This window comes from Kutzneria sp. CA-103260, assembly GCF_018263855.1.
Lineage (GTDB): Bacteria > Actinomycetota > Actinomycetes > Mycobacteriales > Pseudonocardiaceae > Kutzneria.
Window position 1 is genome coordinate 8,614,141 of record NZ_CP073318.1, and the last position, 24,453, is coordinate 8,638,593.

At 70.5% G+C, this 24,453-nt stretch carries 23 protein-coding genes; 9 read left to right on the forward strand and 14 right to left on the reverse strand.

Annotation, left to right across the window (positions count from 1 at the left end; genetic code table 11):
- The first annotated feature begins 4 nt into the window (after positions 1-4).
- Positions 5-2,419 (forward strand): RCC1 domain-containing protein, encoded by a 2,415-nt coding sequence (locus JJ691_RS38025; RefSeq protein WP_211764340.1) that lies wholly within the window; start codon positions 5-7, stop codon positions 2,417-2,419.
- A 157-nt stretch (positions 2,420-2,576) separates the two neighbouring features.
- Positions 2,577-3,839 (forward strand): hypothetical protein, encoded by a 1,263-nt coding sequence (locus JJ691_RS38030; protein ID WP_211764341.1) that lies wholly within the window; start codon positions 2,577-2,579, stop codon positions 3,837-3,839.
- A 64-nt stretch (positions 3,840-3,903) separates the two neighbouring features.
- Here the strand turns inward: JJ691_RS38030 and JJ691_RS38035 are convergent, their stop codons facing one another.
- A complete protein-coding gene (locus tag JJ691_RS38035) occupies positions 3,904-5,850 on the reverse strand; it encodes a glycosyltransferase (protein WP_211764342.1) in 1,947 nt (648 codons plus the stop codon).
- 1 nt (position 5,851) lies between these two features.
- Positions 5,852-7,039 (reverse strand): UDP-galactopyranose mutase, encoded by a 1,188-nt coding sequence (gene glf, locus JJ691_RS38040; RefSeq protein WP_211764343.1) that lies wholly within the window; start codon positions 7,037-7,039, stop codon positions 5,852-5,854.
- A gap of 203 nt (positions 7,040-7,242) precedes the next feature.
- Between glf and JJ691_RS38045 the strand changes: the two genes are divergently transcribed.
- The 3 genes from JJ691_RS38045 to JJ691_RS38055 all read left to right on the forward strand — a co-directional run bounded on the left by JJ691_RS38045 (position 7,243) and on the right by JJ691_RS38055 (position 10,388).
- The gene (locus JJ691_RS38045) at positions 7,243-9,237 is read left to right on the forward strand and encodes a DUF6541 family protein (RefSeq protein WP_211764344.1); all 1,995 of its coding nucleotides are present in this window, start codon (positions 7,243-7,245) and stop codon (positions 9,235-9,237) included.
- A gap of 96 nt (positions 9,238-9,333) precedes the next feature.
- Positions 9,334-10,029, forward strand: coding sequence for a glycosyltransferase family 2 protein (locus tag JJ691_RS38050; RefSeq protein WP_211764345.1), 696 nt, complete (start codon positions 9,334-9,336; stop codon positions 10,027-10,029).
- Complete coding sequence (locus tag JJ691_RS38055; protein WP_211764346.1) at positions 10,026-10,388, forward strand: DUF2304 domain-containing protein; 363 nt, start codon at positions 10,026-10,028, stop codon at positions 10,386-10,388. The genes JJ691_RS38050 and JJ691_RS38055 overlap by 4 nt, the downstream gene beginning before the upstream one ends.
- A gap of 64 nt (positions 10,389-10,452) precedes the next feature.
- On the opposite strand, the gene JJ691_RS38060 is transcribed toward JJ691_RS38055, so the two are convergent.
- The 5 genes from JJ691_RS38060 to JJ691_RS38080 are packed head-to-tail and all read right to left on the reverse strand — an operon-like array spanning position 10,453 to position 15,616.
- Complete coding sequence (locus JJ691_RS38060; RefSeq protein WP_211764347.1) at positions 10,453-11,733, reverse strand: lipopolysaccharide biosynthesis protein; 1,281 nt, start codon at positions 11,731-11,733, stop codon at positions 10,453-10,455.
- A 2-nt stretch (positions 11,734-11,735) separates the two neighbouring features.
- Entirely contained in the window at positions 11,736-12,668 is a 933-nt protein-coding gene (locus tag JJ691_RS38065; RefSeq protein ID WP_211764348.1) for an NAD-dependent epimerase/dehydratase family protein, read from the reverse strand.
- A 9-nt stretch (positions 12,669-12,677) separates the two neighbouring features.
- Positions 12,678-13,877: an L-2-hydroxyglutarate oxidase gene (gene lhgO, locus JJ691_RS38070; protein ID WP_211764349.1), complete on the reverse strand. Its 1,200-nt coding sequence runs from the start codon at positions 13,875-13,877 to the stop codon at positions 12,678-12,680.
- Positions 13,877-14,761, reverse strand: coding sequence for a glycosyltransferase family 2 protein (locus JJ691_RS38075; protein ID WP_211764350.1), 885 nt, complete (start codon positions 14,759-14,761; stop codon positions 13,877-13,879). The genes lhgO and JJ691_RS38075 overlap by 1 nt, the downstream gene beginning before the upstream one ends.
- A 42-nt stretch (positions 14,762-14,803) precedes the next feature.
- Entirely contained in the window at positions 14,804-15,616 is an 813-nt protein-coding gene (locus tag JJ691_RS38080) for an HAD family hydrolase (protein ID WP_211764351.1), read from the reverse strand.
- A gap of 54 nt (positions 15,617-15,670) precedes the next feature.
- On the opposite strand from JJ691_RS38080, the gene JJ691_RS38085 reads away from it, so the two are divergent.
- On the forward strand, positions 15,671-16,555 hold the full coding sequence (locus JJ691_RS38085) for an LLM class flavin-dependent oxidoreductase (RefSeq protein WP_211764352.1): 885 nt from the start codon (positions 15,671-15,673) through the stop codon (positions 16,553-16,555).
- Between the two features lie 189 nt (positions 16,556-16,744).
- On the opposite strand, the gene serS is transcribed toward JJ691_RS38085, so the two are convergent.
- Genes serS through JJ691_RS38105 form a run of 4 tightly spaced genes read right to left on the reverse strand, consistent with a single transcriptional unit; the run spans position 16,745 to position 20,322 of the window.
- Complete coding sequence (serS, locus tag JJ691_RS38090) at positions 16,745-18,004, reverse strand: serine--tRNA ligase (protein ID WP_211764353.1); 1,260 nt, start codon at positions 18,002-18,004, stop codon at positions 16,745-16,747.
- A gap of 49 nt (positions 18,005-18,053) precedes the next feature.
- Positions 18,054-18,479 carry a DUF350 domain-containing protein gene (locus tag JJ691_RS38095; RefSeq protein ID WP_211764354.1) on the reverse strand — a complete coding sequence of 142 codons (426 nt, stop codon included), beginning with the start codon at positions 18,477-18,479 and terminating at the stop codon, positions 18,054-18,056.
- Positions 18,480-18,492: 13 nt separating this feature from the next.
- Positions 18,493-19,659, reverse strand: coding sequence for a glutathionylspermidine synthase family protein (locus JJ691_RS38100; protein ID WP_211764355.1), 1,167 nt, complete (start codon positions 19,657-19,659; stop codon positions 18,493-18,495).
- A 3-nt stretch (positions 19,660-19,662) separates the two neighbouring features.
- Positions 19,663-20,322, reverse strand: a complete 660-nt coding sequence (locus JJ691_RS38105) for a hypothetical protein (RefSeq protein ID WP_211764356.1) — start codon at positions 20,320-20,322, stop codon at positions 19,663-19,665.
- A gap of 67 nt (positions 20,323-20,389) precedes the next feature.
- Here JJ691_RS38105 and JJ691_RS38110 point away from each other — a divergent pair, with 67 nt between their 5' ends.
- Entirely contained in the window at positions 20,390-21,349 is a 960-nt protein-coding gene (locus JJ691_RS38110) for a septum formation family protein (RefSeq protein WP_211764357.1), read from the forward strand.
- Positions 21,349-21,699, forward strand: a complete 351-nt coding sequence (locus JJ691_RS38115; RefSeq protein WP_211764358.1) for a metallopeptidase family protein — start codon at positions 21,349-21,351, stop codon at positions 21,697-21,699. Before JJ691_RS38110 ends, JJ691_RS38115 begins: the two co-directional genes overlap by 1 nt.
- A 6-nt stretch (positions 21,700-21,705) precedes the next feature.
- Here JJ691_RS38115 and JJ691_RS38120 read toward each other — a convergent pair whose 3' ends face one another.
- Positions 21,706-22,332 carry a histidine phosphatase family protein gene (locus JJ691_RS38120; RefSeq protein WP_306291330.1) on the reverse strand — a complete coding sequence of 209 codons (627 nt, stop codon included), beginning with the start codon at positions 22,330-22,332 and terminating at the stop codon, positions 21,706-21,708.
- A complete protein-coding gene (pheA, locus tag JJ691_RS38125; RefSeq protein ID WP_211764359.1) occupies positions 22,329-23,249 on the reverse strand; it encodes a prephenate dehydratase in 921 nt (306 codons plus the stop codon). Before pheA ends, JJ691_RS38120 begins: the two co-directional genes overlap by 4 nt.
- 112 nt (positions 23,250-23,361) lie before the next feature.
- Here pheA and JJ691_RS38130 point away from each other — a divergent pair, with 112 nt between their 5' ends.
- Positions 23,362-23,958, forward strand: a complete 597-nt coding sequence (locus JJ691_RS38130; protein WP_211764360.1) for a macro domain-containing protein — start codon at positions 23,362-23,364, stop codon at positions 23,956-23,958.
- Here JJ691_RS38130 and JJ691_RS38135 read toward each other — a convergent pair.
- Positions 23,955-24,452, reverse strand: coding sequence for a GNAT family N-acetyltransferase (locus JJ691_RS38135; protein WP_249227276.1), 498 nt, complete (start codon positions 24,450-24,452; stop codon positions 23,955-23,957). The two genes, JJ691_RS38130 and JJ691_RS38135, sit on opposite strands and share 4 nt — an antisense overlap.
- Position 24,453: the final 1 nt, after the last annotated feature.

A 24,453-nucleotide genomic window follows, 5' to 3' on the forward strand; every position in this document is an offset into this window, starting at 1 on the left:
ACGAATGGTTTCAGGCAGAATTGCCGCGCTGGCCGCTGGCGTCGCGTTAGCGGCCGTGGCGGCGGGCGCGGTTCCGGCGCAGGCCCAGACGCAGCGGTGGTCGGGACAGGCCGCGCCGGTCGGTGGCCCGCAGTTCGGGGTGCAGCCGACGCCTCCCGGCACCGGCTTCAGCCACGGGCTGACCCCGCACAACGGCCCGGGCGTGCCCAACGTCGGCGGCACCGCGTCCGGTTCTCTGTTCACCCCGGTCACCCCGACCCGGGTGCTGGACACCCGTGACGGCACCGGCCGCAACGGGACCGTCGCCCCGGTCCACGAGGGCACGACCGTCGGCCTCGACCTGTCCGGGGTGATCCCGGCCGGCACCACGGCCGTCGTGTTCAACCTGACCGCCACCAACGTCACCGACAACACCAACGTGACCGCATGGCCGCAGGACGCCGTCATGCCGACCACGTCCAACCTGAACGTGGTGCCCGGCCAGACCCGGCCGAACCTGGTCACCGTGGCGGTGAACGCCACCCGCATCGTCAACTTCGCCAACCACACCGGCGACGTGGACCTGATCGCCGACCTGGCCGGCTACTACACGGTCGGCGCCGGCGCCGGGTACACCTCGCAGAGCCCGAGCCGAGTGCTCGACACCCGTGACGGCACCGGCCAGAACGGCACCGCCGCCCCGGTCGGCAACAACGCCACCATCACGCTCGACCTGTCGGCGGTCCTTCCCAGCAGCGCGACCGCCGTGGTGTTCAACCTGACCGGCACCAACGTCACCAACAACACCAACGTCACCGCGTGGCCGGACGGCCAGCCGCAGCCCTCGGCGTCCAACCTGAACCTGGCCCCCGGCCAGACCGCGCCGAACCTGGTGACGGTGGCGGTCGGCGCCAACCGCAAGGTCGACCTGAGCAACCACACCGGCAGCGTGGACCTGATCGCCGACCTGGCCGGCTACTACGCGACCGGCAGCGGCAACCCGTTCTACTCGCTGACCCCGGTGCGCGCCTTCGACAGCCGCAACGGCGACCCGCTCGGCCCGAACTCCAGCGGCGCCGTGCCCTTCACGCCGTGGATCCCGGCCGGCGCGTCGGCGATGGTCTACAACCTCACCGGCACCGACGCCAGCACCGCCACCAACGTGACCGCGTGGCCGGACGGCCAGCCGCAGCCCTCGGCGTCCAACCTGAACCTGGCGGCCGGCGAGACCGCGCCGAACCTGGCCATCACCGCGCTGGGCACGGGCGGCGCGATCCGGTTCTACAACCACGCCGGCAGCGTCAACCTGATCATGGACATCGCCGGCTACTTCGCGCCGGCTCCGCCGGCCTGCACGGCCAGCTGCGTGTACGCGGCCGGTTTCAACACCACCGGCCAGCTGGCCAACGGCACCATCGGCGGCACCGCGACCAGCAATTACGCGCAGGTGCCGAACTTTCCTCGGATCGCCGCGGTGACCGGCAACGACTACAACGGCTTTGCCTTGCGCGCCAACGGTGACGTGTGGGCCTGGGGCGACAACCGGTACGGCGGCCTCGGCAACACCAACGGCGGCGGCTACGGCGCCGCGGTGGTGCCGGCACCGGTGGCCGCGCTGGACGGTGGCGTCAAGGCCATCGCCGCCGCCGAGTTCTCCGCGTACGCGCTGCGCACCGACGGCTCGGTCTGGGCGTGGGGCGACAACTCCGTCGGCGAGGCCGGCTACGACGCGGCCGGCGGCAGCACCATCCAGGCCACGCCGAAGGCCGTCCCCGGGCTGCTGAGCGGCGTCACCGCGATCGCCGCGGCCGCCGGCACCGGCTACGCGCTCAAGTCCGACGGCACCGTGTGGTCCTGGGGCTACAACCGCAACGGCGAGCTGGGCGCCGGCCGGTCCGACACGTTCTTCCCGACGGCGACGCCGATTCCGGGCCTGACCGGCGTGGTGTCCATCGGCGCCGGGGTCAGCAACGGCTACGCGGTCAAGTCGGATGGCACGGTGTGGGCCTGGGGCTCCAACCTGTTCGGCGGCCTCGGCACCACGGCGGTGCACGCCGGCAACCAGACCGACGTGTCCACCACGCCGGTGCTGGTGCAGGGCCTGAGCAACATCAAGTCGGTCGGCTCGGGCGAGAGCGACACCGGCTACGCGGTCGACGGCAACGGCAACCTGTTCGCCTGGGGCAGCAACTACTACGGCACCTACGGCAACGGCACCTCGGGCAGCTACAGCACCGCCGCGGTGCAGGTGCCGGGTCTGACCAACGTGACGGCGGTGGCCCCGGGCATCATGGCCGGCACCACCGTGATCGCCGACGGCAAGGCCTACGTGTGGGGCGGCGTCCAGGCCACCTCGCCGACGGCACTGCCCGGCGCTCCTGGCGCGACGGTGGTCGGCGCCGGCACGTACGCGACCTACGCGATCGTGCCCACGCCCTGACGATCCGAAGTCCGAAAAGGCCCCGTCCGCGCCGCGGACGGGGCCTTTTGCCTTTGCTCCGCGCAGAAACCCGGCTGGCGGTGTCCGCGCGTCACCGACTGACTACCGTGGGACGCACGTATGGTGATCTAGCCCACCCCGACTGCCGGAGGCGATCATGACTGAAGCGCAGGCCGCGGCGGCCGCCGCCGGACTGCCCCTGATCGGCGGCCCGGACTTCCCCATCGGCGTGTTCTGGCCGCCGCCGCCGGACCAGACCACCGAGGCCCGCTACCAGGAGATCAGGGACGCCGGCTTCAACTTCGTGACCACCGGCAACTACCTGGACGACGGCAACATCATCGGCTGGGCCCTCAAGCAGGCCGACCAGGTCGGGCTGAAGGTGCTCATCGCCGACGACACCCAGGTCCGCAACCTGACCCGCTGGTTCACCATCAGCGACGACCGCTCGGTGCCGATGTCGATCAGCACCGCCGACGGCCGAACCCTGTTGCAGCGGGCGCTGGACGCCTACGGCGGGCACCCGTCCTTCGCCGGCTTCAACATGTTCGACGAGCCGTGGCCGGACATCTTTCCCTCGCTCGGCCGCGCGCTGGCGATCTGCCGGGCGCTGCGTCCAAACGCGTTGCCGTACACGAACCTGGCTCCGGACCTGGGTTTCCCGGCCGGCGGCTACCAGGCGTTCGTCGAGCAGTACATCCAGACCGTGCAGCCGGCGCTGCTGTCGTTCGACCGCTACCCGATCCTGCCCTCCGGCCTGGACGCCACCTACTTCCAGAACTGGGTGACCATCCGGCAGGCCGGACTGAACCACAACCTGCCGACGTGGACCTACATCCAGGCCGTCGGCAGCAGCACCTACCGCACCACCACCGGCTCCGAGATGCGCTGGCTGGTCAACGTCAGCCTGGCCTACGGCTGCAAGGGGATCCAGTACTTCACCTACTGGCAGCCGGATCCGTCCCGCGGCGAGGACTTCGGGCCGGCGATGGTCGACCTGAGCGGCCGCAGGACCGACCGCTACCGGGCCGCCCAGCAGATCAACACCGGCTGGCTGGCCCCGGTCGGCAAGCAGCTCAAACCGTTGGTGTCGGAGCTGGTCTCGCATCTCAACGACCCGGCGCAGCCGCCCGGCGTGACCGCGTTCGCCCCGGACACCGTGCTGAGCGCGGTCACCGGCGACCCGGTGATCATCGGCCGGTTCCGCAGCGCGGACCCGAGCGCGCACACCCGCTGGGTGCTGGTGGTCAACCGGAGCTACGACGCGAGCGCCTCGGTGACCTTGACCCCGACGGCCAACCAGTACGGCGTGGTGAGCCAGTTCGACCCGCGCAGCCAGACCTATCGGCCGGTGCGCAACAGCAGCGGCTTCTCCGTCTCGCTCGGCGCCGGCGAGGCGGCGCTGTACCAGCTGAACTGAGCCCGAACACGGCTGTGGCCGCCGTCCGAGAACCGGACGGCGGCCACAACCATCAGCGCGACAACTACTTGGTGAACACCTTGCCCCAGGACTCGACCGAGGTCAGCTCGGGCAGCGCGTCCCGGTAGACGCGCTTCATGCGCGGCCACTCGGCGGCCAGCCGCCGGTAGTTCATCAGCACCCGCTTGCCCAGCTCGCGGAACTCCTTCGGGTCGCGGTGCCGGAAGGACACCCCGCTGCCGTCCGCGTTGGACACCGTGGCGCTGTCCAGGTTGCCCAGCAGGAACCAGCGCGCGTTGGTCGCCGGCACGTTGATCTGCGGGCGGTCGGCGGCGTTCGGGTCCGGGTCCTTCAGGTTGTGCAGCAGCGCCTCGAACGCCTTGACCATGATCACCGCCGGGTTCACCGGCGGCCGCAACATGTGCTCGGCCCGCACCATGTCGAAGGTCGGCGGCGGGAACTCCCGGGCCGAGGGCAGGGTCTGCGCGTCGGTGTAGTTCTTGCGCAGCGCCTGGACCTCGGGCAGCGCCGTGCGCATCGAGTCGAACAGCCGGTCCGGGCCGGCCAGGAAGTCCTCGATCGCCTTCTGCTGCAACATGACCGTGGAGTACTCCATGGACAGCAGGTGCCGCAGCGACAGCTTCAAACCCTGCTGCACCAACGTCTTGCGGACGTCGTACGGGCTGTGCAGCGCAGCCAGGATCAGCCGGTTGCGGGTGTGGAAGTAGGCCTGCCAGTCGGTGGCGTCGTTCTTGTCCGTCCACGGCATGTGCCACACCGCGGAACCGGGCAGGCTCACCGTGGGGTAGCCGTTCTCCTGCGCCCGCAGCGAGTACTCGGCGTCGTCCCACTTGATGAACAGCGGCAGCGGCATGCCGGTGCGCTCCACGACCTCGCGCGGCAGCAGGCACATCCACCAGCCGTTGTAGGTGACGTCGATGCGGCGGTGCACCTTCTTGGACTTGCGCAGCTGCTTGGAGCCGAAGTCGTGGTCGGTGACCGCGCCCGGCGCCGGCCGCCAGTAGCAGGAGCCGAGGTCGACGACCTCGCCGAAGCTGTGCAGCCGGGACCGCGCCTGCAGGTTGAGCATGTGGCTGCCGACGATCACCGGCTGGGTCGCGGCCCGCGCGAAGGCGTTGGACCGCAGCAGCGCGTCCGGCTCCAGCCGGATGTCGTCGTCCATCAGCATGATCTGGTCGACGTCGCTGTTGACGATCGACTCGTACATGCCGCGGCCGAAGCCGCCGGAGCCGCCCAGGTTGTCCTGCTCGATGACGTGCAGCCGGTCGCCGAGCACCGCCGCCGCCTCGGTGAAGCCCTCGGTGTCGCGGACCCGGACCTTGCCCTGGTCGGCCACGAACACCCGGTCCAGCACGGCCAGCACGGCCGGGTCCTCACCCAGCGTGCGCAGCGCGATCACCGCGTCCACCGGGCGCATGGTGGTGATGGCCACCGCGACCGTCTGCCGGGGCAGCTCCAGCGGCGTGGTCCACGCGCCGTCCTTGACCTCGACCGTGGAGTCGTCGGTGAACACGTCGAACCACAGCCAGCCGCCGTCCTCGAACGGCGTCAGCGGGATCTTCACCTCGGCGGTGGTCCACGCCTTGGGGCTGCGCACCGGCAAGCCCTCGATGTGCACGGTGTCGCCGTTGGGCTTGGACCGGTACACGTCGATGCGGCCGGAGCCGCGCACGGTCAGCCGGAGCACGACCTGGTCGACCCGGGTCCAGCGCTTCCAGTAGCTGGCCGGGAACGCGTTGAAGTACGTGCCGAAGGACACCTTGGCCGACCGCGGCACGGTCACCTCGGTGCGGCCGCTGACGTGGCTGTGCGAGTTCTTCGACTCGTCCAGGTAGAGCGGCCTGACGTCGAGGGGGTCCTCGTCGCGCGGCAGGATGACCCGCTGCAGCACCGTGCCGGTGCGGACGGCGGGCTTGTCGGCGGGCTTGTCCGCCGAGCCGCCTCGCTTGGCCGCGGGCGCCTGCTGCCCGATGGTCGTCTGCTCGGTCACGTCAGTCCTCCAACGAGCCGTTCGGAGTACGGCCCTCGACGAAGTACGGGGTGATCTTGTTGTCGAACATGCTCAGCGCGGAACCGATCGCCATGTGCATGTCCAGGTACTTGTAGGTGCCCAGGCGCCCGCCGAACAGGATGTTCTTCTCGGCGGCCTCGGCCTTGGCCAGCTCGCGGTACTGGAGCAGCTTGGCCCGGTTGTCCTCGCTGTCGATCGGGTAGTACGGCTCGTCGCCGGCCTCGGCGGAGCGCGAGTACTCGCGGACGATGACCGTCTTGTCGGTCGGGTAGTCCCGCTCCGGGTGGAAGTGCCGGAACTCGTGGATCCGGGTGTAGGGCACGTCCTGGTCGTTGTAGTTCATCACCGAGGTGCCCTGGAAGTCGCCCACCGGCAGGACCTCGGTCTCGAAGTCCAGCGTGCGCCAACCCAGCTCGCCCGCGGCGTAGTCGAAGTACTTGTCCAGCGGACCGGTGAAGATCGTCAGCGTCTTGGCCGGGATCTGGTCGCGCACGTCGAAGTAGTCGGTGTTCAGCCGCACCTCGATGTTCGGGTGGTCGGCCATCTTGTTCAGCCACGCGGTGTAGCCGTCGACCGGCAGACCCTCGTAGAGGTCGTTGAAGTACCGGTTGTTGAACGTGTAGCGGACCGGCAGCCGGGTGATGATCGCCGGCGAGAGCTCGGTGGGCTCGGTCTGCCACTGCTTGAAGGTGTAGCCCTTGATGAACGTCTCGTAGAGCGGGCGGCCGATCAGCGAGATCGCCTTCTCCTCGAGGTTGGCGGCCTCGGTGGTGTCGAACTCGGCGGCCTGCTTGGCGATCAGCTCGCGGGCCTCGTCCGGCGTGTGCGACTTGCCGAAGAACTGGTTGATCAGACCCAGGTTCATCGGGAACGAGTAGACCTGGCCCTTGGCCCGGGCGAACACGCGGTGCTGGTAGTTCGTGAACTCGGTGAACTGGTTGACGTAGTCCCAGACCCGCTTGTTGGAGGTGTGGAACAGGTGCGCGCCGTAGCGGTGCACCTCGATCCCTGTCTCCGGTTCGGCCTCCGAGTAGGCGTTGCCGCCGATGTGGTCACGGCGGTCGAGCACCAGCACGCGCTTGTTCAGCTGCGTGGCGGCACGCTCGGCCACGGTGAGGCCGAAGAATCCAGAACCGACGACGATCAGGTCATAGCCCGAGAAGCTCACGGTGAGCCAGGGTACCGGTGTTACCGGACGTCATCGAACTGCCCACCATGAAGCCCGTTTTTCCCGGCAATCCTAACAACGGGTGAACCCTGTGTGTGGTGTTATCACGGAGGGTGTCGCAGATCTCGCGGCAACCTGGATCGGGCGTCTCAGCTCCGGTAAGGCAGACTGCCGAATGCGTGGTGTCGCCGGACGGAAAAGGCATGATCATGAGCTGGTTCGACGCAGTGCCCGCGGCCCTGCTCTGCGCCTGCTGGCTGTTGCTGCCGGGCCTGCCGGTGACCTACCTGCTGGGCCTGCGCGGCGTCGCGGCCTGGGGGTTCGCGCCGACGGTCGCCGTCGGCACCATCGGGCTGACCGCCGTCATCGCCCCCATGGCCGGCCTGACCTGGGGTTTCCTGCCGCCGATCGTGGTCTCCGCGATCCTGGTCGCGCTCATCGGGCTCTACCGGCTGATCCGCCGCCGCCCGTCCTCGCCGGTCGATCCGCTGGCGGTGACCGGCGCCGCCGCCATCGGCATGGTGCCCGCGGTGCTGCTGGGCCTGGTCACGATGGCCCGCAGCATCCCCGGCGGCCCGAACTCCGTCTCCCAGACCTACGACGCCGTCTTCCACTACAACGCGGTCCGACTGATCCTGAACAGCGGCAACGGCTCGTCGCTGGCCATCGGCGCGCTCGGCCAGCCCGGGGTGGCCGGCGGCTTCTACCCGGCCGCCTGGCACGACCTGGTCGCGCTGGTCGTCGGCGGCTCCTGCGCGGCCATCCCGGTGGCGACCAACGCGACCGCCGCCGTGGTGGCGTCGCTGGCCTGGCCGCTGGCCTGCCTGCTGCTGGTCCGCCAGGTCGTCGGCCCGTCCCGGCTGGCGATGGGCGTCACCGGCGTGCTGAGCCTGGCCTTCGGCGCGTTCCCCTGGGGTCTGCTCGGCTTCGGCGTGCTGTGGCCGAACACGCTGGGCCTGTCGCTGCTGCCGGCCGGCTTCGCCGCCGTGCTGTCGGTGACCGGCCTGGCCCGCCAGGACGTGCTCGGCCGCGGCCGGGCCTGGTTCCTGCTGGTCGTCTCGGGTGTCGCCGGCGCCATCGCCCACCCGAACACGATCTTCAGCCTGGCCGCGCTCTCGATCATCCCGGTGCTGATCGGCGTGGTCGGCTGGGCCAAGGTGCGCCGGGCGGCCGGGCACGCCAGGCAGGCGTACGCGGCCGTCGGCGGCGTCGTGCTGCTGATGTTGGGCGCGGCCGTGTTCGCGGACCGCTCGCCGATCTTCAACGACGTCAAGTCGATCACCTGGCCGGCCATCGAGTCGCCGGCCCAGTCGATCGGCGAGGTGCTGCTGAACGCCCCCAACGGCAAGAACGCGGCCTGGGTGCTGTCCGCGTTCACCCTGATCGGCCTGGTCGTGGCGGCCCGGCGGGGCAGCGGCCGGCGCTGGCTGGTCGCCGACCACGTGCTGTCCGGGGTGATGTTCCTGCTGGCCGCCACCCTCAACTCGCCGCTGTCCCACCACATCGTCGGCTACTGGTACAACGACTCGTTCCGGCTGGCCGCGGTGCTGCCGGTGACCGCGCTGCCGGCCACCGTGCTCGGCGTGCAGGCGGTCATCGCCTGGCTTCGTGACCGGATCGAGACCACCCACTCCGAGACCTGGCGGGCCCGGCTCCAGCCGGCGCTGAAGTCGACCGTCGCGATCCCCGCCATAGTGCTGTTGGTGCTGGTGGTGGGGACCAAGGGGCTGTACTCCGGCCAGCACTCGCTGGTCGTCGCGGCCACCTATGGCCAGTCCGACAACCCGCGCACCCAGCCGCTGCTCAACGCCGACCGCCACGAGTTCTTCGACCGCATCGGCCGCGAGGTGCCGGCCAACGCCACCATCGCCTCGAACCCGTGGAACGGCAGCGCGCTGCTGTGGTCGCTGGAGGACCGCCAGGTGCTGGTCCCGCACTTCGCCGTGACGATGGGCGCCGACGAGATCTTCCTGTCCAAGCACCTCGACGACGCCGCGCGGAATCCGTTGGTCTGCCAGGCCGCGGGCCGGCTGCACGTTCAGTACCTGTACGTGGACACCGTCTATCTGTGGCCGGGCGACAAGCGCACCCACGACTATCCCGGGCTGGCCGACCCGACCGGAAAGGCCGGCTTCGAACTGGTGGACCAGCAGGGCCAGATGAAGCTGTTCCGGATCACCGCCTGCGCCGCCGCCTAGGGGCGGTGAACTGGGCGGGTCTCACCCTGCTCTACGCTGGATACCAGAAATTCAGGCCCCGACTATGACTCGAGACAAGACGTCCTGGAGGACCCCGTGACCGAGTGGTCCGATGTCTGGCTGGTCGTCCCCGTGTACAACGAAGCACAGGTCATCGGCGACGTGGTGCGGCACGCACGGGAGACATTTCCGAATATCGTCTGCGTGGACGACGGCAGCCGGGACGGCTCCGCCGAGCAGATCCGGGCGGCCGGCGCGCACCTGGTGCGCCACCCGGTCAACCTGGGCCAGGGCGCGGCCCTGCAGACCGGCGTGAACTACGCCCGGGAGCAGGCCGGCGCCAAGTACTTCGTCACCTTCGACGCCGACGGCCAGCACCAGGTCGACGACGTGGTGCGGATGCTCAAGCGCCTCAAGGACGAGGACCTGGACATCATCGTCGGCACCCGGTTCAAGGCCGGCGCGGACACCAGCCACATCCCGTGGATCAAGCGTTTCGTGCTCAAGACGGTGGTGCTGCTCAGCCCGCGCACCCGCCGGCTGGGCCTTTCGGACGCCCACAATGGTCTGCGCGCCTTCAACAAGAAGGTCGCCGACTCGCTCAACATCACGTTGAACGGAATGGGCCACGCCTCCGAGTTCGTCGAGATGATCGACCACAACAAGTGGAAGGTCGCCGAGGAACCGGTGACGATCCTCTACACGGAGTACTCGATGGCCAAGGGCCAGTCACTCATCAACGGCGTCAACATTGTCTTCGACAGTGTGCTGCGGTCGGGGGCCAAGCGATGATTGTCATCCAGATCGTTCTCATCGTCGCGGTAGTGCTGCTGCTGCTGTTCTTCCTTCGCCACCACGGCAAGAGCAAGACCGCGGCCAGCGTGAAGATCGGTTTCTCGCTGTTCATGATCTTCGGTGTGCTGGCCGTGCTGTTCCCGGACCAGGTCACCGTGGTGGCCAACGTGCTGGGGGTCGGCCGCGGCACCGACCTGCTGCTCTACGGCATGGTGGTGGCCTTCGGCTTCGCCACCATCAACACCTACCTGCGGTTCAAGGAGCTGGAGCTGCGCTACGCCAAGCTGGTGCGCGCGGTGGCCATCCAGAACAGCGAGGAGCCCCAGGACGAGAAGGAAGCGGTCAAGGTCGACTGACCTGCTTCTGCAAAAAGACGGTCGCGGTTGTCACCGCGACCGTCTTTTTGTGTTCACGAAGGTTTCAACTGGCCACCGGGGCCGGCACCGGCGTCTTCGCCGATGACGAGCGCAGGGCCCTGAGCAGGGCGAACAGCACGCCGGCGACCACCACTGCCGGGCCGACGAGCTGGGCGGTGACGGCCACGGTGAGTGTGTCGCCGGGCACGAACAGCAGGCCCACCAGCACGGCCGTGCCGGCCGCCCACGACACCGTGACGGCGTGGTGCCGGCCCAGCGCCACCAGCGCCGGCTGCAACGCCTGCACCGTCATCAGCAGGATCGTGCTCACGCCGAGCAGGCCGACCACGGCGCCGGGCAGCGCGGCCTTGGCGCCGAAGAACACCTGGGCCGCCCACGGCCCGACCAGCCAGGACAGGATCGCGCCGGGCACGCCGACGGCCAGCACGGCCATCAGCACCAGCCGGACCCGGGACCGCACGACGTCGAACTCGCCCCGGGTGGCGGCCGCGGTCAGCGCCGGCAGCAGCATCGCCTGCACCGGCGCGAACAGGAACAGCGGCACCCGGACCAGCAGGAACGCCGAGCTGAAGGCCTGCGCGACGGCGCTGGCGGTGCCGAGCTTGGCCGTGACCACCAGCGGCAGCAGGTTGGCCACCAGCTGGGTCAGCAGGATCGCGCCGACCAGCAGCAGCAGGCCACGGACCATGGTGCCGAGGCGTTCGCCGCCCTCCGCCTCGCCGTGTGGCATCTTGCGGGTCCACGGCAGGCCGAGCAGCGCGCCGATGACGCTGCCGCCGGCGAAGATCAGGCCGTACGTGCCGGCGGCGGCCAGCCCGGCCACCGCGACCACCACACACGGCAGCAGCCGAGCCGCGCCCTCACCGGCCAGCGTCGCGGCGTAGCCGGAGAACCGCTGCATGCCGCCGAGCAGGCCGCGCACCAGGTAGATCGCCGCCGCTGTGACAGCCGACAGCAGCACCGCCCACATCAGCGGCCAGTGGCCGCTCAGCTCGACGTCGACCAGGACCGGCGAGAGGGCCCCGAGCACCACCAGCGCCACCGCCAGCAGGCCGACGGCCAGCAGCGCGGCGTTGCGCACGACGTGCCGCAGCGGCCGGCCGGCCGCGATGGTGCTGCTGGTGGCCCGGCTGGTCTCCTGCTCCAACGCGGTGAACAGACCCGGCCCGATGATGTTGATCAGGAAGTAGACGCCGCTGACCGCGGTCGCGTCGACCGCCGGCAGGGTGTGCCCGGCGATGGCCACGAACAGGTAGCCGGCCGCGCCGAGCACCAGCAGGCCGCCGCCCATCAGGACGGCGGGGCCGAACTTGGAGTTGGCCACCGTCAGCCCCGGAAGTAGTCCACCGTGCGCCGGACGCCCTCGGCGATGTCCACCTCGGGCCGCCAGCCGAGCTCCCGCTGGGCGGCGGCGTTGTCCAGCGCGGAGGCGCGCAGGTCGCCGAGCCGGGCCGGGGCGAGCTCGGGGGCGTCGGCCGCGCCGGCCGCCTTGGCCACCAGGCTGTGCAGCTCGCGGTCGGAGGTCTGCACGCCGGTGCCGATGTTGAAGCGCTGGCCGCCGCCCTTGTCGCCGGACGCGGCCACGAACGCCGCCACCACGTCCTCCACGAACACGTAGTCGCGGGTGTTGCCGCCGTCGCCGAAGACCTTGGTGGACTCCCCGTTGAGCAGCCGCTGGGCGAAGATCGCCACCACGCCGGCCTCGCCGTGCGGGTCCTGCCGCGGGCCGTACACGTTGGCCAGCGCCAGGTGCGTGCAGTCCATGCCGTAGAGCTGACGGAAGGTGTTGAGGTACACCTCGCCGGCCACCTTGCTCGCCGCGTACGGCGACTTCGGGTTGATCGGCACCGCCTCGGACACCGGCAGCTGGTCGGGGGTGCCGTAGATGGAGCCGCCGGAGGAGGCGAACAGGACCTTGCGCACGCCGGCCTTGCGGGCCGCCTCGGCCAGGTTGACCGTGGCCACCACGTTCTGGTGCACGTCCAGCAGCGGGTCGGCCACGCTGACCCGGACGTCGATCTGGGCGGCCAGATGGAACACCGCCTCCGGCTTCACCTCGGCCAGCAGGTCGTGCAGCTGGGGGCTGGCCACATCCAGCTCAACCAGCCGGATCCGGCCGGTGGCCTCGGCGGCGGCCAGGTTCTCGCGGCGGCCACGGCGCAGGTCGTCGACGACCACCACCTCGTGCCCGTCTCGCAGCAGCCGGTCGACCAGGGTCGACCCGATGAAACCGGCACCGCCGGTGACCAGAGCGCGCATGGGGCCAGGCTAGCGGAGCTGTTCGGTCACCCGATCGGCCACGTGCCGCCCGATCTCCAGCGAGCTCGTCGCCGCCGGTGACGGCGCGTTGAGCACGTGGACCTGCCGCTGCGCCAGCTCGAACAGGAAGTCGTCGACCAGGGACCCGTCCGGCAGCATGGCCTGCGCCCGGACACCGGCCTCGGCCGGCACCAGGTCCTCAGCGCTCACCCGCGGCACCAGCCGGGCCAGGCTGTCGGCGAACCGCCGCTTGGACAGCGACCGCACCACTTCCTGGATGCCGGTCTTGCCGTACTTGCGGGCCAGCTTCCAGGTGCCGGGGAAGGACAGCGTGTCGGCCAGGTCGGCCGGCGAGATGTCGCGCCAGCGGTAGCCCTCGCGGCGCAGCGCCAGCACGGCGTTCGGGCCGGCGTGCACGGAGCCGTCGATCATGCGCGTGAGGTGCACGCCCAGGAACGGGAAGGCCGGGTCGGGCACCGGGTAGATCAGGCCGTTGACCAGACTCCGGGCCGCCGGCCGCAGCTCGTAGTACTCGCCGCGGAACGGCACGATGCGGGCCTTGGGCCGGCGGCCGGCCAGCTTGGCCACCCGGTCGGCGTGCAGGCCGGCGCAGTTGACCAGCACCTTGGCCCGGACCACGCCGCGCTCGGTGGCCACCTCGACGGCCGAGCTGCTCTCCCTGATCGCCAGCGCCGGGCTGGCGCTCCACAGCTCGGCGCCGTTGTCCACCAGCCGGTCGGCCAGGACCTGACAGACCGCCTTGTAGTCGATGATGCCGGTGCTCTCCACCCGCAGCGCCGCCACGCACTGCACCTCGGGCTCGTACTCCCGGGCCTCCGCCGCGGTGATCGTGCGGGCCGGCACGCCGTTGGCCTTCGCCCGCTCGGCCAACACGTTCAGCGGCCCAATCTCCTCACCGCTGACCGCGACCACGAGCTTTCCGTTGACCTGGTGGGCAATTCCGTGCTCGCGAGCGAAGTCCACAATGGACCTGTTGCCGTCCACGCACATCCGGGCCTTGAGGCTGCCCGGCTTGTAGTACAGGCCAGCGTGGATCACGCCGCTGTTGTGCCCGGTCTGGTGGGCGGCCCAGGTCGTTTCCTTCTCCAGCAGCACGACCTTGTGGCCCCGGTTGACCGCCAGCTCGTACGCGGTGGCCAGGCCGACGATGCCGCCGCCGATGACGCAGACGTCCGCGACGGCGACCATCAGCCGTTGCCGAACGCGTGCTTGGCCAGCGCCTTGGCCACGTCGCCCTGCCCGCCCTTCACGGCGGTGGGCAGCAGCGTCAGCGCGTGCAGCCGGGACGCGGAGTGCACCCGGGCGGCCCGCTCGGCTTTCTTCCAGCCACGCGCCCGCATCCGGTCGGCGGCGCCGCTGTAGAGCAGCCGCTCCTCGGTGAACCGGTCCCCGTCCAGCGCCATCTTGGAGGAGACGCTGCCCAGGTGCCGGCGGTAGTGGAAGCAGACCGTGTCGTCGATGACCATCTGCTCGCCGCGCTCGATCAGCTCCAGCTCCAGGGCCAGGTCCTGAGTGGTGCGCAGCTCGGGCCGGAAGCCGACGGCCCGGATCGCCTCGGTGCGCCAGCAGATCGACGGGAAGTACAGCCAGTTGCCGCGCAGCAGGCTGGCCGCGAGCTCCTCGCCGCCCATCACCCGCCGGCCCTCCACCCTGGGCGCGTACAGCCGCTTCTTCACCTCGTCGGTCAGGCCGCTGACCAGCTTGCCGTGCTCGTCGATGACCTCGACGCCGGGCTGGATCATGCCGACGCCCGGGTGGTCCTTGGCCACCGACAGCACCGTGCCCACGTAGTTGGGCAGCATGATGTCGTCGGCCCCGAGCATCACCATCAGGTCGTACTCGGCCAGGTCCAGACACTTGGTGAAGTTCCCGGTGACGCCCAGGTTCTGCTCGTTGCGGTAGTAGCGCACCCGCTCGTCGTCCAGCGACTCGAACCAGCCCGGCACGTCGGGGTGGGCCGTGTCGTCGACGACGGTCAGCCGCCAGCCGGCGTCGGTCTGGGCGCGCACGCTGTTCACGGCGGCCTGCATCAGGGCGACGTCGCCGTAGTAGGGCAGCATGATGTCGATCATCGGGTTGGCTCTCCTCGTCGGATGGCCGCCATCATGCCGTACTCAGAACCAGCGTTCGAGGACGAGGGCCACCCCGTCCTCGGAGTTGGGTCCGGTCACCTCGTCGGCCGCGGCGATCGCCTCCGGGTGGGCGTTGGCCATCGCCACCCCGTGCCCGGCCCAGGACAGCATCGGCACGTCGTTGGGCATGTCGCCGAAGGCCACCACGTCCGCCGCGGCCACGCCGAGGCGCTGGGCCACGTCGGCCAGGCCGGTGCCCTTGGTGACGCCGGCGGCGGCGATCTCGATCAGCCCGTTGTTGCTGGAGTAGGTGACCGCGACCTCGTCGCCCAGCACCGCGGTGGCCGCCTCGGCCATCTGCCCGCTGGTCATGTCCGGGTGCCGGGCCAGCATCTTGATCGCCGACTTGCCCAGCACCTCGCCGCGCGGCGCGGCCGCCGAGTCCGGATTGGGCCACGGGTGCAGGTAGCCGGGCTCGGCCAGGAACTGCTCGTTCGCCCCGTCCATGGCCGTCTCGCCGACCCGCTCGGTGGCCAGCCGGCAACCGGGTATGGCCGTCAGCAGTGCACGTGCATATTCATGGAGCGCGACGGCGTCGATCTCGCGCTTCTCGAGCACGCGGTCGGCTCCGATGTCGTAGAGCACCGCGCCGTTGGCGCAGACGGCGTACCCGGTCACGCCGGCCTGCTCGGCCACCCGGGGCACCCAGCGCGGCGGACGGCCGGTGACCAGCACGAACGACACCCCGTCGGCCAGCACGCGGGCGATCACGGCGGCCGTGCGCGGCGTGATGTCCTCGGCCGGCGAGAGCAGGGTGCCATCCACATCGGAGGCGACAAGTCGAGGCTTCTGCACCCCACCATCGTGCCCTGCCTGCGGCCCGCGATGCGCCCCGTTACTGTCCGAAGGGTGCGCGTTGGCATTGTGATCCTCCCCGAACACCGCTGGTGGGTGGCCGAGCCGAAGTGGCGGACGGCCGAGGAGTACGGGTTCGACCACGCCTGGACCTACGACCACCTCGGCTGGCGGTCGCTGGTCGACGGACCGTGGTTCGGGGCGGTACCCACGCTCACCGCGGCCGCCATGGTCACCTCGCGGATCCGGCTGGGCCTGATGGTCGCCTCGCCGAACTTCCGGCACCCGGTGCCGTTCGCCCGCGAGCTGACCACCCTGGACGACGTCTCCGACGGGCGTTTCACGCTCGGCGTCGGCGCCGGCGGGCTGGGCGGCTACGACACCGAGGTCCTCGGCTCAGAGCCGCTGACCGCCGGGCAGCGGGCCGGCCGGTTCGAGGAGTTCGTGGAGCTGTTGGACAAGCAGCTCACCACGCCCCTGACAACCTGGCGGGGCAAGTGGTACGAGGCCGTGCAGGCGCGGTCCGCCCCCGGCTGCGTGCAGTCGCCGCGGCTGCCGTTCGTGGTCGCGGCCAACGGCCCGCGGACCATGCGGCTGGCCGCCCGCTTCGGCAACGGCTGGGTCACCACCGGCACCGACAAGCGGGACGACGTGGAGCAGTGGTGGGCCGGCGTGGCCGAGGCGTCGGCCCGGATGGACGAGGCGATCGCCGCCACCGATCGTCGGATCGGCAAGCTGGATCGATACCTCCAGGCCGACGCCTGCCCGGAGTTCGTGCTGTCCAGCCGGGGCCTCTACGAGGACACCCTGGGCCGGGCCGGCGAGCTCGGCTTCACCGACGTGGTGGCGCCGTGGCCGCGGCACGACGGGGTGTACGCCGGGGCCGAGGCGGTGTTAGAAGAGGTGGCGGCCGAGGTGCTGCCCAAACTTGTCACCTGATCGGGTGACACGTGGAACTGACTCCCGTCCGGCGGCGTCGTACTTCATGCAGACCGGGGCGAGGGGAAACACCGGGACCTCCGCGGCGCGTCGTTCGGGGCGAACAGCGACGCAGGGGATCGGATAACCACGTGCGGCCCGCACCTGATCTCGGGGACCGGGTGCGGGCCGCACGTGTTTCGCCGTCGGCTACGGCTTGAGCACCTCGACGCCGCCGACGTACGGACGCAACGCCTCGGGCACTCGCACCGAGCCGTCGGCCTGCTGGTGGTTCTCCATGATCGCGACGATCCAGCGGGTCGTCGCCAGGGTTCCGTTGAGCGTGGCCACCGTCTGCGGCTTGCCGTCCGCGTCCCGGTGGCGGATGTTCAGCCGGCGCGCCTGGAAGGTGGTGCAGTTCGAGGTCGAGGTCACCTCGCGGTAGGTCTGCTGGCTCGGGACCCAGGCCTCGCAGTCGTACTTGCGGGCGGCCGACGCGCCCAGGTCGCCGCTGGCGGTGTCGATCACCCGGTAGGGCAGCTCGACCTTGGCCAGCATCTCCTCCTCCCAGGCCAGCAGCCGCTGGTGCTCCTCGGCGGCCAGCTCCGGTGGGCAGTAGGAGAACATCTCGACCTTGTCGAACTGGTGCACACGGATGATGCCGCGGGTGTCCTTGCCGTACGAGCCGGCCTCGCGGCGGTAGCAGGACGACCAGCCGGCGTAGCGCTTCGGACCGTTCGACAGGTCCAGGATCTCGTCGCTGTGGTACCCGGCCAGCGGCACCTCCGAGGTGCCGACCAGGAACAGGTCGTCGTCGCGCAGCCGGTAGACCTCGCTGGCGTGCGCGCCGAGGAAGCCGGTGCCCTCCATGATCTCCGGACGGACCAGCGACGGCGTGATCATCGGTGTGAAGCCGGCCGCGACCGCCTGCTGCACGGCCATGCTGAGCAGGCCGATCTGCAGCTGCGCGCCGATGCCGGTGAGGAAGTAGAAGCGCGAGCCCGAGACCTTGGCCCCGCGCTCCATGTCGACCGCGCCCAGCGACTCCATGATCTCCAGGTGGTCGCGCGGGGTGAAGTCGAACTCCCGCGGCGTGCCCACGTGCTTGAGCACCACGTAGTCGTCCTCGCCGCCCTCGGGCACACCCGGCTCGACGATGTTCTGGATCCGCTTCTGCGCGTCGATCAGCGCGGTGTCGGCCTCGGACTGCTCGGCCTCGGCCGCCTTCACCTCGGCCGCCAGCTCCTTGCCCTTGGCCAGCAACGCTGTGCGCTCGTCCCCCTGAGCCCGGCCGACCTGCTTGCCCAGCGCCTTCTGCTCGCCCCGCAGGGAGTCGGCCCGGGACACCGCGGAACGCCGCCGCTCGTCGGCGGACAGCAGCGCGTCCACCAACGACGGGTCCTCGCCCCGTGCGCGCTGAGACGCACGGACCGCTTCCGGGTTCTCCCGCAGCGTCCTGAGGTCAATCACCCGGAGAAATCTACAGCGTCGTTGAAGGTCGACTCCTCCGGATATCCGCTCAGCTGATGGCGACCGCGACGACCAGCCCGAGCGACACGTTGGCCGCGGCCACCACGAGGCTGGCCGGGGTGAACTTCTCGGCGGCCAACATGCCGCCGATGTCCAGCCGCAGCACGAACTCGAAGACCCGCATCACCAGCACCTGGGCGATGATGCCGACCAGGCCGAACACCAGCGAGGTGATCAGCCCGTCGGACAGCTTCGCCGGCGAGAACCAGATGGTCACCACCACGATGAAGGCGATGCTGAACAGACCCGACGCGGTCACGACGGCCGCGTTCGGCCGACCCTCGCGGACCAGCTGCGACAGCTTGCCCGGGGTGGTCCAGTCGATGACGTAGAAACCGGCCACCATCAGCACCAGGCCGATCACCGCGTACAGCGCGATGGCTCCGATGCCCTGGCCCAGCGATGCGATCGTCATGGTCGCGCAGTATTCACGACTCGAGGATGCGGTGCGGCACGAAAGCGGCCCCGTCGTCGGTCACAAGTCCGACACTTTCCCTGATCCCGAGACCGGCGGCCGTGTCGTTGACGATCCAGGCCCCCAGCACCGGCCGGTAGCCGCCGAACTCGGGCAGCGGGTCGAAGAGCTGGTAGACGTAGCCCTCACGGCCGTACACGCCGCCGGTCTGCGTCTCGTAGCCCGGGGCCACGATCTGCACGTTCGCGCCCTCCCGGCCCAGCAGCGGCTTGCGCACGTACTCGGTGAGCATGCCCGGGTCGTTCAGGTAGGCCGGCAGCAGGTTGGGGTGGCCGGGGTACATCTCCCACAGCACCGCCAGCAGCGCCTTGTTGGACAGCAGCATCTTCCACAGCGGCTCGATCCACAGCGTGCCCGGCAGCGACTCGACCGCGAAGCGGCCGAACTCCTCCTCGGTCACCCACTCCCACGGGTAGAGCTTCACCACCGTGTTCATCGGCGCCTCTTCGAGGTCGACGAACCGCTTGAGCAGCCGGTCCCAGCCGATGTCCTCGATGGCCAGGCCGACGGTGTCCAGGCCGGCCGCCGCGGCCGTCTCCTGCAGGTACGAGACGGTGACGTGGTCCTCGCCCGAGGTGTCGCCGCCGGACCAGGTGAAGTGCAGCTCGTTGGACGGCAGCAGGTCCTTGACCTCGGCCCAGCGCTCGACCAGCTTCTCGTGGATCGAGTTCCACTGGTCGTCGTCGGGGTGCAGGTCGGTCTTCCAGTTCCACTGGATGATCGACGCCTCCACCAGCGAGGTCGGCGTATCGGCGTTGTACTCCAGCAACTTGGCCGGGCCGGTGGCGTCGTAGCGCAGGTCGAAGCGGCCGTAGACGTGCGGGTCCCGGCGCTTCCAGGACTCGGCCACCGCCGGCCAGATCCACTCCGGCAGCGCGAAGTCCCGGTACCGCTCAGTGGTCACCACGTTGTCGACGGCCGCCAGGCACATCGAGTGCAGCAGCTCCACGTCGGCTTCCAGGGAGAGGATCTCGTCCATCTCGAAGACGTAGTGCGCCGACTCGTCCCAGTAGGGCCGCTGCGCGCCGTTCGCGCCGACCGAGGGCGAGCCGAACACCAGGCCCTGCTCGGCCACGGTCTGCTGCCAGTTCGGCCGTGGCCGTGAGGTCTCCCGCCGCACTGCTCAGCTGCCCCCGCTCGTGCCCGAACTCCCGTGGCTGGACGACCCGCTGTCGCCGCCGCTCCCCCCGCTAGTGTGACTGCCCCCGCTGGACCCGCTGCTGCCGCTCTTCACGCCGAAGCCGCCGCGCGAGATGGTCGAGCCGCTGGAGGTCTTGACCGTGGTGTTGCCGCTGGGGGCGGTGGTCGTGCCGCCGACCGCGTGCTGGCCGATGCTGCCACTGCCGCCGTAGTAGTAGTGGTACTGCCGCCCGCCCGGGAAGATGAAGAACCCGCCCGGGTTGTAGTAGCCGCCGTTGCCGGCGAAGTAGGCCGAGTTGGTGTTGCAGTAGTCGTCGTTGACGACCACGCCGCTGTCGTCGGTGCAGCGGGCCGTGACCTCCTGCGACGGGCTGGACAGCGCGTAGCCGGCCGCCACGATGCCGACCAGGCCGACCGTGACGCCGCCGCCGATCAGCACCCGCTTGCGGATCTTCTTCTTGCGCGCGAGGGCCGCCTGCTCGACTTCCTCCTGCGCTGCCCGCTCGCGCTCCTCCTCGGCCGCCCGCTCGCGCGCCCTGCGCTCCGCGAGCGTGGGCTCACGCGGCGTGGTCGAGGCGTCCTGGAACCGCATCTTCCCCGGTTTGGGCTGCTCAGCCTCGTCGGGGAGCTCTTCGTCCGCCATGGTCGCCCTCCTGCTGTGCACGGTACCTACTCCCGGCCCGCCGGTCCGCACGGGCATCATGGATGTGATGCCTGAAATCGCTGAGTGGTTTCATCCGAAACGGCGGACCGGCCAGACCCGGCTGCTGATGGTGGGCGCCTTCGTCGGCGCCCTGGTCGTGCTGACCTCGAGCACGCTGTTCTCGTGGCCGGTCAACGGCGGGCCCGCGAGCGCGGCCAACGACCCCAACGCGGCGTTCGACGCCCCCGACGGCAGCTGCCTGGTGTGGCCGGCCGGCACCACCGACATCAGCAAGGTGGACTGCTCGGCCAAGCACCTGTTCGAGATCGCCGGCACCGTCGACCTGACGTCCAAGTACCCGGCCGGCGCCCCGTTCCCGGACGGCACCCTGTGGCAGAAGATCGCCCAGGACAACTGCGCGCCGGTGGCGAGCAAGTACATGTCCGGCAAGCTCGACCCCAACGGCAAGTACTCGGTCAACGCCCTCAACCCCACCGCCCAGCAGTGGTCCGGCGGGGCCCGCACCATCCGCTGCGGCCTGCAGTTCGCCGGCCACGGCGGGGCGCTGCAGCTGACCACCGGCTCGGCCAAGACCTCCGACCAGTCGGCGATCTACCCGGTCGGCACCTGCCTGGGCATCAAGGACAAGGACGTCAGCGACCCCGTGCCGTGCACCTCCGGGCACTCCTACGAGATCGTCGGCATCGTCGACCTCAAGGCCCAGTTCCCGGACGGCTTCCCCAGCGACGACCAGCAGCAGACGGCGCTGTCCACCCGCTGCGTGCAGGCCGCCAACGACTACACCGGCGGCTTCGACCTGAACAAGAACCAGCTCGGGCTGACCTGGGACAACGTCAAGCAGGACAGCTGGAACCTGGGCTCCACCAAGGTCAACTGCAAGATCGGCCAGAAGCTGGCCGACGGCAGCGGCCTGCAGACCATCACCAACTCGGTGAAGGACCGCGGCCGGGCCGCCGGGGCCACCCCCAGCAGCACCTCGACCAGTACACCCCCGGCCGGCGGCTGATGGCCTTCACGATGACCGACCAGCGCTTCGAGGAGCTGGTCGGTGAGGCCCTCGACCTCATCCCGCCGCGGCTGGCCGAGGCCATGGACAACGTCGTCATCCTGGTCGAGGACCGCAATCCCGAGGACCCGTCGCTGCTCGGCCTCTACCACGGCATCGCCCTGACCGAGCGGACCAGCCACTACGGCTTCGCCCTGCCCGACCGCATCTTCATCTACCGCCGGGCCATCCTCGACATCTGCGAGTCCGAGGACGACGTCATCGACGAGGTGGCCATCACCGTGGTGCACGAGATCGCCCACCACTTCGGCATCGACGACCACACCCTGCACGATCTGGGCTGGGGCTGACGCCCGTCAGGTGACCGGCACGCCGGCCCATTCCAGGCAGCGCCAGCCGGTGGGGGACGCGCCGTCGACCTCCAGCACGACCCGGCTGCAGTTGTCGAGCAGGTGCTGGTCGGCCAGCTCGGCGTCGACGTTCGGGGAGAGGGCGAACGAGGCGATGCGGATGGCGGCGCCGTGGCTGACCAGGACGACAACGCCGTCGCTGTGCTCGGCCCGGATGGCGGCGACGACGGGCAGGAAGCGGTCGAGGACCTGCTGGGCCGACTCGCCGCCGGGCATGGGGACGTCCAGGTCCAGGGACCTGGTCCACCGGTGGAAGACGGCGAAGAACGCGTTCAGCGACTCGGGGTCGTTGCGGCACTCCAGGTCGCCGACGAAGGCCTCGTGAATGCCCTCGACGACCTGGATCGGCAGGCCGTGGGCGGCGGCGATGGGGGCGGCGGTCTCCTGGGCCCGCACGGCCACTGAGGCGTAGACGGCGGAGACCGGCAGGGCGGCCAACGCCTCGGCGGCGGCAGCGGCCTGGGAGCGGCCGAGCTCGGTGAGCGGCGGCCCGGGCGGACAGGTGTCGAGGGAGCCGATGACGTTGGAGGGGGTCTGGCCGTGGCGGACGAGCACCAGCCGCAGGGTGCTCATGCGATCTCCCCGCGCCGGACGGCGCCGAGCCAGGTCGAGGCGGACTCGAAGTCGGCGTCGGTGGACGGGGCGCGCACGACGTCCGGCTGCTGCTCGGTCCGCGGATATGAGCCGAGGAAGCGCACCTCCATGCAGCGCCGGTGCAGCGCGGCCAGGGCGTCCCCGATGCGCTGCTCGGCCACGTGGCCCTCGACGTCCAGGTAGAACCGGTAAGTCCCGAACTGCTCCCGGGTCGGCCGCGCCTCCAGCCGGGTCAGGTTGATGTCGCGCAGCGCCAGCTCGTGCAGCACGTTGGACAGCGCGCCGACCTCGTTGGCGGTGACGGCGATCAGCGAGGTCCGGTCGGCGCCGGTGGGCGCGGGCAGGATGCCGGGCTTGGCCAGCAGCAGGAACCGGGTCTTGGCGTCCTTCACGTCGGCGAGGCCGGTGGCCAGCTCGGCCAGCGGGTAGTGCAGGGCGGCCACCGGCGCGCTGATGGCGGCGTCGAAGGTCCCGTCCAGCACGTCTCGGGCGGCGCCGGCGGTGGAGTTGGTGGCGATCGCGGTGGCCTTGGGCAGGTTGTTCTCCAGCCACTCCCGCACCTGGGCCAGCCCGTGCGGGTGGCTGGCCACGGTCTTGATGTCGGCCAGTCCGATCCCGGGCTTGGCCAGCAGGGTGAACTGCACCGGCAGCACGTGCTCGGCGACGGCGACAACCGGGCCGCCCAGGGCCAGTGCGTCCATCGTGGCGGGCACCGCGCCCTCGACCGAGTTCTCCACCGGCACGCAGCCCCGGGCCACGTCACCCGAGCGCACGGCGGCCAGGACGGCGGGGATGGAGTCAAACGGCACCAGCTCGTTGCGTTCGGGATCGGCCAGCTGGCGCACGGCCTGCTCGGTGAAGGTTCCCTGTGGTCCGAAATAGCCGATGCGCGACACCACCACACCCTACGACGAGGCCGCGCGCCGTCGGCGTTGAGGCATATATCACCCACTCGGACGGTGGCCTCCCCAGTTACGCGGCGTGTCGGTCGCCTGCAATGCTTGGGCGGTGACCGCCGACCCGGAGGGCGACCTGGCCACTCCGCCGCTCGAACTCGTGCTCTGCGCCGTCGAGGCGCCACTGGCGCAGGCGTGGCTGACCGTCGCCGACAACCGTCCCGGCATCCGTGTGCATCCCGGTTCGGTGCTGGACATCGAGGCGCAGGCCGTGGTCAGCCCGGCCAACTCGTTCGGCTGGATGCGCGGCGGCATCGACGCGCTCTACTCGCGGGCCTTTCCCGAGGTGGAGCAGAACGTGCGCAGCGGCGTGCTGGCCTACCACGGCGGGGAGCTCCCGGTGGGTGAGGCCCTCATCGTGCCAACGGGTGAGGCAGCGCCCGAATGGATGATCAGCGCACCCACCATGCGTGAGGCCGGCGAGCAGCTGCCCGCCGACACGGTGCACCCCTACCTGGCCGCCCGCGCGGTGTTCCGGCTGTGGCTGCACGGCCGGCTGGAGAACGGGGTGCCGGTGCGCGACGCGGTCCGCACGATCGCCATGCCGGGTCTGGGCACCGGCGTCGGCGAGGTGGAGCCACGGACCTGCGCGCGGCAGGTGGCGGCGGCGTGGGACGAGGTCTTCAGCGAGCTGACAACCGGCAGCTAGCCGCCGTACGCGAGGTCGCGGACCAGCTCGATCTCGTCCCGGATCGGGATGTCGTAGCAGCCGATCTCGTTGATCTGCGGCTTGAGCCGCCGCGACTCCTCGACCGCGCCCGGCCGCACGGCGGCCAGCCGGAACTCGCGGCGCTGGTAGAAGCGCAGGGCGTCCAGGTTGTCGTTGGTGGTGATGACGATCAGCCGGCGGACCTGGCGCCGTCTGGCCTCGTCGGCGATCGCCGTGACCAGCGCCGAGCCGACCCCGCCGTTGGGGGTCACGGCGTCGAGCGTGACGATCTCCAGGCTGTCGCCGTCGATGTCGTAGGTGAGCAGGCCGGCCAGCCGGCCGTCCCGGACCGCGACTAAGCCCGGCAGTTCAGCGGGCCGGAACACGGTGCCGTGCACGATCACCGTCAAGCCCCAGCGGCTCGCGATGAACCGGCCCAGGGCCGGCCGATCCGCGTTCACGACGGGCTTGATCCGCAGCGTGTTGTCGGCCACC